At 61.6% G+C, this 7,444-nt stretch carries 6 protein-coding genes and 1 pseudogene; 5 read left to right on the forward strand and 2 right to left on the reverse strand.

The features are described 5' to 3' along the window. The 3 genes from ACI38B_RS02990 to amrS form a co-directional block, all read left to right on the forward strand. Positions 1-566, forward strand: a 566-nt coding sequence (locus ACI38B_RS02990) for a histidine phosphatase family protein (RefSeq protein ID WP_439729471.1), incomplete at its 5' end; no start/stop codon positions are given. Between the two features lie 462 nt (positions 567-1,028). Next, on the forward strand, positions 1,029-2,837 hold the full coding sequence (gene amrB / locus ACI38B_RS02995; RefSeq protein ID WP_439729472.1) for an AmmeMemoRadiSam system protein B: 1,809 nt from the start codon (positions 1,029-1,031) through the stop codon (positions 2,835-2,837). Next, positions 2,830-4,104 (forward strand): AmmeMemoRadiSam system radical SAM enzyme, encoded by a 1,275-nt coding sequence (gene amrS / locus ACI38B_RS03000; RefSeq protein WP_439729473.1) that lies wholly within the window; start codon positions 2,830-2,832, stop codon positions 4,102-4,104. The genes amrB and amrS overlap by 8 nt, the downstream gene beginning before the upstream one ends. 84 nt (positions 4,105-4,188) lie before the next feature. Here amrS and ACI38B_RS03005 read toward each other — a convergent pair whose 3' ends face one another. Next, positions 4,189-4,593, reverse strand: a complete 405-nt coding sequence (locus tag ACI38B_RS03005) for a pyridoxamine 5'-phosphate oxidase family protein (protein ID WP_033507463.1) — start codon at positions 4,591-4,593, stop codon at positions 4,189-4,191. 445 nt (positions 4,594-5,038) lie between these two features. Here ACI38B_RS03005 and ACI38B_RS03010 point away from each other — a divergent pair, with 445 nt between their 5' ends. Continuing rightward, positions 5,039-5,959: a DMT family transporter gene (locus ACI38B_RS03010; protein WP_439729475.1), complete on the forward strand. Its 921-nt coding sequence runs from the start codon at positions 5,039-5,041 to the stop codon at positions 5,957-5,959. 184 nt (positions 5,960-6,143) lie between these two features. On the opposite strand, the gene ACI38B_RS03015 is transcribed toward ACI38B_RS03010, so the two are convergent. Next, complete coding sequence (locus tag ACI38B_RS03015) at positions 6,144-6,878, reverse strand: HAD family hydrolase (protein ID WP_439729474.1); 735 nt, start codon at positions 6,876-6,878, stop codon at positions 6,144-6,146. Positions 6,879-7,090: 212 nt separating this feature from the next. On the opposite strand from ACI38B_RS03015, the pseudogene ACI38B_RS03020 reads away from it, so the two are divergent. Beyond that, a pseudogene (locus ACI38B_RS03020) lies at positions 7,091-7,444 on the forward strand (hypothetical protein); the annotation flags it as partial.

A 7,444-nucleotide genomic window follows, 5' to 3' on the forward strand; every position in this document is an offset into this window, starting at 1 on the left:
CCTTGCGCGATTTGTATGTCGATGGTCGTCCGGATATCCCCAAGCAGCTGGTCGTCTGCTCAGATCTTGGCCGGGCCGTGCAAACCGCGCACGCCTTCGCTGATCCGCTCGGGCTTGACGTGCACCCGGATGCACGGGTGCGTGAACGCAGTTTCGGTGCGTGGGAAGGCCTACGGCTTGAAGAGCTTGAACGCGATTTCACCGAGGACTACCAGTCATGGCGGCATTTCGCGGGCGGAGAGCTCAAGCATGGCGCCGAGCCGAAAGGCGCGGTCGGGGAGCGTGGCGTCGAGGCGATTGACGACTGGTCGCATCGCGCCGGCCCGGACACCACGCTGTTCGTCTTCTCGCATGGGGCATGGATTTCCCAGACCTTGCAGACTTTGCTCGGCATGGCGCAAGGCAATCATGACTTCGGGGCGATGACCTCCATGTTCAACGCCCATTGGGCGCGTCTGACCGGAGCTGATCAGCCCGACGGCACCGTGCGCTGGCGGATGACCGAGTATAACCACGGCCCCGCGATCGCGGACACGGACCAGTGGGAAGCCCCGACGCTGCACTGATTGCTTGGCAATCTATCCTGCCGCTGCAGTTCCCTCTCCTCACAAACTGGCTACGCCAAGAAGCAGTTAGGCGTAGCCAGTTGGTATGCGTACCCAAACTGGTGACGCAACGGAGGTCGTGAGCGTAGATAGTTCGAATAGTTACTCGAACCGGTTACGCCAGGACCGCCGTGAGCGTAGGCGGTTTGTGAATGGGCGCGCACCGGATCCGAACATCCGCGCGTCTTGCATGGCAACGGTTCGGTGGTGCCGGCCGTGTCGCTTTGCAGGCCGTGTGGCGATGTCGGCGGTGCATCAGTGCTCGCCGTGCGCCGGTGACAGCCATGTCGCGTGCCTACTGTGTGACGATTCCGTCCATGTACCGATACCGACCATACTGCGGGACATACCATGCATTGTGTTCACCGCTTGTTCATCTCTTGCCCGTCACTCGATTATCATCGAAGGGGAGAGGTGATCGCCATGACCACACCACATGAGCATATGCCCGGCAGCGACGTCGCGGCAGGAACAGAACGACGCAAGCCGCGCATACCGACGTGCGCGAACCCGATCTGGCAGGGGGCGATCCGCCAACCCGCCGTCGCCGGAACGTTCTACCCGGCCGATCCGGAAGCGCTACGCGGTATCATCGACCGCCAACTCGACTATGCGCGCACCTTGCTCAATCATCATCACAATCTGCTCAGCTGCTTGCCTCAAGGCGCCCCGAAAGCCATCATCGCACCCCATGCCGGGTACGTCTACTCCGGAACCGCCGCGGCCCTCGCCTACAGTCTGCTTGCGCGCGGCCGTGGACGAATCCGCCGTGCCGTCATCATCGGTCCCACTCACCGCGTGCCGGTATACGGCACCGCATGCTGCACCGCCGGTTCATGGCGTACCCCGCTCGGCACGGTGCCCTTTGACACCGAAGCCGAATGCGCCGCGCTCGATGCCGATACCCCCGGCTTCATCGTCAACGATGACACCCACCGGCGCGAACATGCCGTCGAAGTACATATCCCTTGGATTCAACGTGTCCTCGGCCCGCAGACCAGCATCATCCCGCTCAACGCGGGGGACACCACGCACGGCGAGCTTGGTGCGCTAATCGACCGGTTCTGGGAGGATCCCGCCACCGTCGTTATCATCAGCTCGGACCTGTCTCACTACCATCCAGAACACGTGGCACGCCAGCTCGACGATGACACGATTGCGCGCATCGCCGGCGGAATCCTGCCGATTGTGCCCGATTACGCCTGCGGCGCCTATCCGATTAACGGGCTGATTGACGTGTGCCGGCGTCGAGGCCTTACCATCAGGCCGCTCTGCTGCTCAACATCAGGCGACGGGGGAGTGCTTGCACTCGCGGATTCAGGCTTGCCGATGTGCCGCCCGGACATGGCTGACCCTGATCAGGCGGTTGTCGGCTACGCTTCCTTCGCTGTGTGGGAGGACGACCATGACGGCGACGGGGATGACCGCGAGAACGATGGCGATTGCGAGCACAGCGGTCATGCCGTCCGCAATGCCGACAGCTGTGCCCGCAATACCGTCAATGCCTGCATAGACCCGCAGAATCAGCAAGAATCCCTGCCGCAGGAAGCCGCGGAAGTATTGCCTCGCCTCGCACGGGCGGCGCTCGCCAGATATTGCGGCATCGACTCCGACGGACCGACCGCAGCGGAAACAAGCGAAACCCACCCGTGGCTGAAACATGACGGCGCCTGTTTCGTCACCTTGCGCGAACAAGGCGATTTGCGCGGGTGCATCGGATCGCTCGAGGCGACTCGTCCGTTGGGCGAGGAAGTCGCTTGCCATACCGTGGACGCCGCCTGTCATGACCCGCGTTTCCGGCCGGTGGAACCGTGGGAATACCCCGGCATCAGCATCGAAGTGTCCGTCCTGTCCCCGAAACGGGCGTTGCCTGTGACCTCGCGCGCGCAGCTGGAAGCCTCGCTTGTGCCCCGGCGTGACGGATTGGTTATCGATGACGGGCGCGGGCACCGGGCCACGTTCCTGCCGCAGGTGTGGGATCAATTGCCGCATCCGCATGATTTCGTCGGTCATCTGCTGTCCAAAGCGGGCTTGCGCGCGGACACCACGTGGAATGATGCGCGGTTCGCGGCTTGGACGTACACCGTCAGTGCCTACGATGAGAAGGGAATACAGGATACGCGTATCGGCACGTCGGAGACTGATGCAGATGCCGCCGGTGCCGCCGCCCCCGACACAGCCAACGCAGCCGACACCGATGCTACCGGCAAGGAAAGGAACCACCATGCATGAGCGCGAATCACAGCCGTCACACGGATCCACGGATGCCGGGCAGCCGCTTGATCAGCCCCACCCGGACGAGGTCGCGGCATCGATGCGTGGGGGATTCCAACCGACCAGCCCGTTTTCGCACACCTATGAGATGCCGTCCCCACGCTCGGACGGCCGACGCGAGGTGACGACGGGTCCAGTTCCCGGCGATCCGGCGATCGGCAGGTGGCAGCATCGTCTGGAGGACGGCCGTGTGCAATGCGACTTGTGCCCGCGCGGATGCAAGCTGCGCGACGGTCAGCGGGGCTTCTGTTTCGTGCGTTCCAACCATAACGGTGTCATCATGCTGGACACGTATGGACGCAGTTCGGGATTCGCGTTGGACCCGGTGGAGAAAAAGCCGCTCAATCATTGGCATCCTGGCACCGCGATCTTGAGCTTCGGCACCGCCGGATGCAACAGCGGCTGCCGGTTCTGCCAGAACTGGGATATTTCGCGGTCCCGCATCTGGGATACTTACGCGGTCGATGCTCAGCCCGATGACATCGTGTACGCGGCGAAGGGATGCGGCGCGTCGTCCGTCGCGTTCACATACAACGATTCCATCGTGTTCGCCGAATATGCCATCGACACCGCCCACGCCTGCCGTGACCATGGCATCGGCACAGTCGCGGTCACGGCAGGATACATGTCCGCCTGCGCGCGGCCTGAATTCTACCGGTACATGGATGCGGCGAACATCGATTTGAAAGGCTTCACCGAGGATTTCTATTGGCATGACACCGGCACGCATCTGGCTGATGTGCTGGCGACAATCGACTACGCGGTCAACGGCACGGACACCTGGGTGGAATTGACGACATTGCTCATTCCCGGTCACAACGATGACGACAGGACCTTGCACGCCGAATGTGCATGGCTGCGTGAACATTGCGGACGCGATGTGCCCCTGCATTTCAGCGCATTCCATCCCGACTACCGCATGCGTGACGTGCCCCCGACACCCAAGGAGCGGCTCTTGCACGCACGCCGGATTGCGCTACAAGAGGGATTGCGCTACGTGTATACGGGCAACGTGTCGGACCGCGACGGCGGCACCACATACTGCCCGTCTTGCGGGGCGAGGTTGATTGAGCGTGACTGGTACGACATCACCGGATACCGGCTGACCGCCGACGGGACATGCCCTGATTGCGGGGCGATTATTCCCGGCGTATGGGATGAACATCCAGGCACCTTTGGCGGGATGCACGTGCCGGTTGACATCCGCCGCTATACGGGCCGATAGCGGGGCTGCGGCAGAAGATAAAACAACGAAAAAGCGGCGGCAGACGGGTTTCCGTCATGCCGCCGCTCGCGTTCTTGCCCGCGCTCAGTCCTTTTCGATGACCGTGCCGGCCTTTGCGCCCGCGGTCAGGTCGTCGATTTCGGTGACCTCCAGCACCGGCACGACCGCCGGCTTCTTGGTGCCGTTGCGCTCCGCGACCTTGACCTGCTCCTCATAAATCGCGTCATCGCTGTGCAGCGTCACCTTGCCGCGGAACCGGTAGCCGGTCTTGGTCTCGAGGTCAGCGACTCCGATGACCAGCTCGCTGCCGTCCAGCAGGTTCTGGTAATGCTGGCGGGCGGTGCGCTCGTGGTAGGCGATGTGATGGTCGTCAAGCACGAAGGTGGACATCTTCGGTCCGATGTTAAGCTGTCCGTCCTTGCTGATGGTCGCCACCCAAGGCAGGTGGTTGGCGATGAATTCCTTCATTTCCGGGGTGATGGTGGCCATGATGTTCCTTTCGCTTGTGGTTCATGGTACTTGGTCTGCGTGTGCCGTTCAGGCGCCCTGTGCACCGCCGCATCGCGGCTGCCGACCGGGTCGCCGGCGCTTGTACGAACCGGTGATATCAGCTTACGGCAGTTCCCTGGTCATTGCTGGTATGACACCGCGGATTGTGAGGTATCTCACGACGGTTTCGCCGCGGGCGTCGAGACTGTCTAACCGATACGGGTCGCCGCTGGCTGTAATCCCTCGTATCGCCGATATATCCCGCTAATGACGGCGGCATAAGATTTCAACGAGGTGAACCTTGTGAAAAATCGGATGACCTCCGGGCGTGTTCTTTCCGCGCGGTGGCTATCGTGAGTACGGCGAAACCGACGATGGCCAGCACACCCACGCCGGAATCATTATGCCGAGCATCGAAGCCCGCGAGGCGAAGGAGGAGAGACCTATGCGTGCACGCAGCCGCTTCCAGGAATTCCGCAGCCGTATGTCGCGCACCTTCCCGCCGAACCTCGCGCGTGTCATGCTGTTGTGCTGCGCCGCCCTGTGGGGTGGCAGCTATCTGGTTGCGAAGGTGGCGATGAGTGCCATCACGCCCCAATGGCTCATGGCCATGCGTATGACCGGCTCTTGCCTGATCATGTTCATTCTGTTCCACCGGGTGATCATTCCCGCGCTCACCCGCGATATCATCATTCCCGCACTGGTTGTGGGCGTCACTTACTACGGCACGATGGTCATGCAGACCGAAGGCCTGAAAACCATCGCCCCGGGGCGCAGCGCCTTCCTGACCGCCTCGTATTGCGTGCTCACCCCGTTCGCCGCATGGCTGATCACCAAACAACGCCCCAAGCTGATCAATCTTGTTGCCGCGGTCATCTGCCTGACCGGCGTGGGCTTCGTCGCCCTCAAACCCGGTTCAAGCTCGCTTGTGCTGAGTCAAGGTGATTGGATGACAATCGCGAACGCGGTGATTTTCTCGTTCAATCTCACCTTCCTGGGGCGCTACACCCAGCGCTTCCATCCGATCGCCGTCACTTTCATGCAGTTCGCCGTCGCCGATGTGTTCTTCCTGATTGGCGCGCTGCTGACTGAACCGCTTCCGAACGCGTCGTGGCTTGCGCCAGATGTCATCATGAGTTTCCTGTATCTGCTGATCGGAGCGACCACGATGGCGCAAATCATGCAGAATATCGGTCTGGCGCATGTTCCGCCGTCGAGCGCGGCCATCATCATGTGCACGGAAAGCCTGTTCGCCGTCGCATTCTCAGCCATGTTCTGGGGCGAAGCAATCGGCTGGACCTCGATCGTGGGTTTCTCGCTGATTTTCGCGGCGGTCATCATGTCCGTGGTCACCAAACGCAAATAATCCTGCCGTCGGCCTTCGCGGCTGTTTGAAAAGCCGGTCACGTTAGACGGGACCCACATGTCAGCGGTGAGGGAAGCAAACCCTGTAGCGTGTTGTGCGTGTGACCTTCTGCCGACGCTGAGGGACGTTTCAGCGTCGGCAAAAGCAGAGCATCATTGATACGCGGAACCGGTATCCCCGGCGATTACTTCTCGAGCGAACCGAGCTCCATGAAATTCGCCAGATCGTCGAGGCCGAGCCCCACATAATCCTTGATATTGGTAACCTGCGGGCCGTCGAAGACCACGCCTTCGGGCGTAAACCCGGTAATGGCGACGACGGTCGCGCCGCTCGCGCCGCCGGATTGCAAACCGACAGGGGAGTCCTCGAACACCAGGCAGTTGGCAGGGTCAGCGCCCACGATTTCGGCGGCGCGCAAGTACGGTGCCGGATCCGGCTTCGCGGCCAGACCATCCTCGCCGCACACGTATCCGACGAACGCGCCCTGGGGCGCCTGGCGGGCCATGTTGTCGACCATCGCGCGAGGGGAGGCGGACACAATCACGTTCGGGATACCGGCCTGCGACAGCACATCAAGCAACTCGACCGCACCGGTGGCCCAGCATGGTTTCTCGCGCTCGCGGTCAATCACATAACCGATGATTTCGGAGCGCAGCGTATCGGGGTCCACATGCGTGGGAATGTACTCCTGCACAATCTGGAGCAGACGCGGGGTGGACTGGCCGCGCGCACGCAGCGGTACCTCGTCGCTGAACGTGCCGCCATGCAGCTCGATGACATGCTGTTCGGCCGCCGCCCAGTAAACTTCCGAATTGATCAGTGTCCCGTCCATGTCCCAGAAAACAGCTTCCGGAAGGCCTTCCGGCGCATCGAGCACGGCGGACGATTGAGAATATGTCAAGGTGTCGTTGAAAGTCACCCGGCTTATTATTCCCATACGCGCGAACAAACAGCCCGGCCGTTGAACGAACCAGAGCCGATGTCGCACCGTGTATACGGCGGGAAGGAAAGACAGCGCAACGACTTAACCGATACATCTGCCGTTTGCGACACGCATCCGCATTGTGAGCATGGCGCGATTTTTCAGCCCGCGCCCAGCGTGTTCCTGCTTTTTCCGATACAGTCAGCAATGTGAAGAACTTTTTCAAGGGAATCTCAGTACCGCAACTTGTCGCCGGTGCGCTTGCGGCGGTCACCTCGTTCCTGCTGTCGGCCAGAATCGGCATCGCCGGATCGGTGATTGGCGTGGCTGTCGGCTCGATTGTATCCGCGGTGTCCTCGCAGCTGTACCAGAACATCCTCAAGGCGTCTTCGGAAAAACTTCAGGATGTCAAAGGCGGCGATGACGGACAGGCCCAAGGGGAGCAAACCGAACAGACCGCTGATGCGGACGGCGCGAGCGGGGAAACCGCGAAGCAGCCTCGTCGAATCAGCAGTGACGAGACCACCGTGCTGCCCGTGCAGAGCGACCAGAATGCCGCGAAC

Source organism: Bifidobacterium sp., assembly GCF_051876855.1.
GTDB lineage: Bacteria > Actinomycetota > Actinomycetes > Actinomycetales > Bifidobacteriaceae > Bifidobacterium.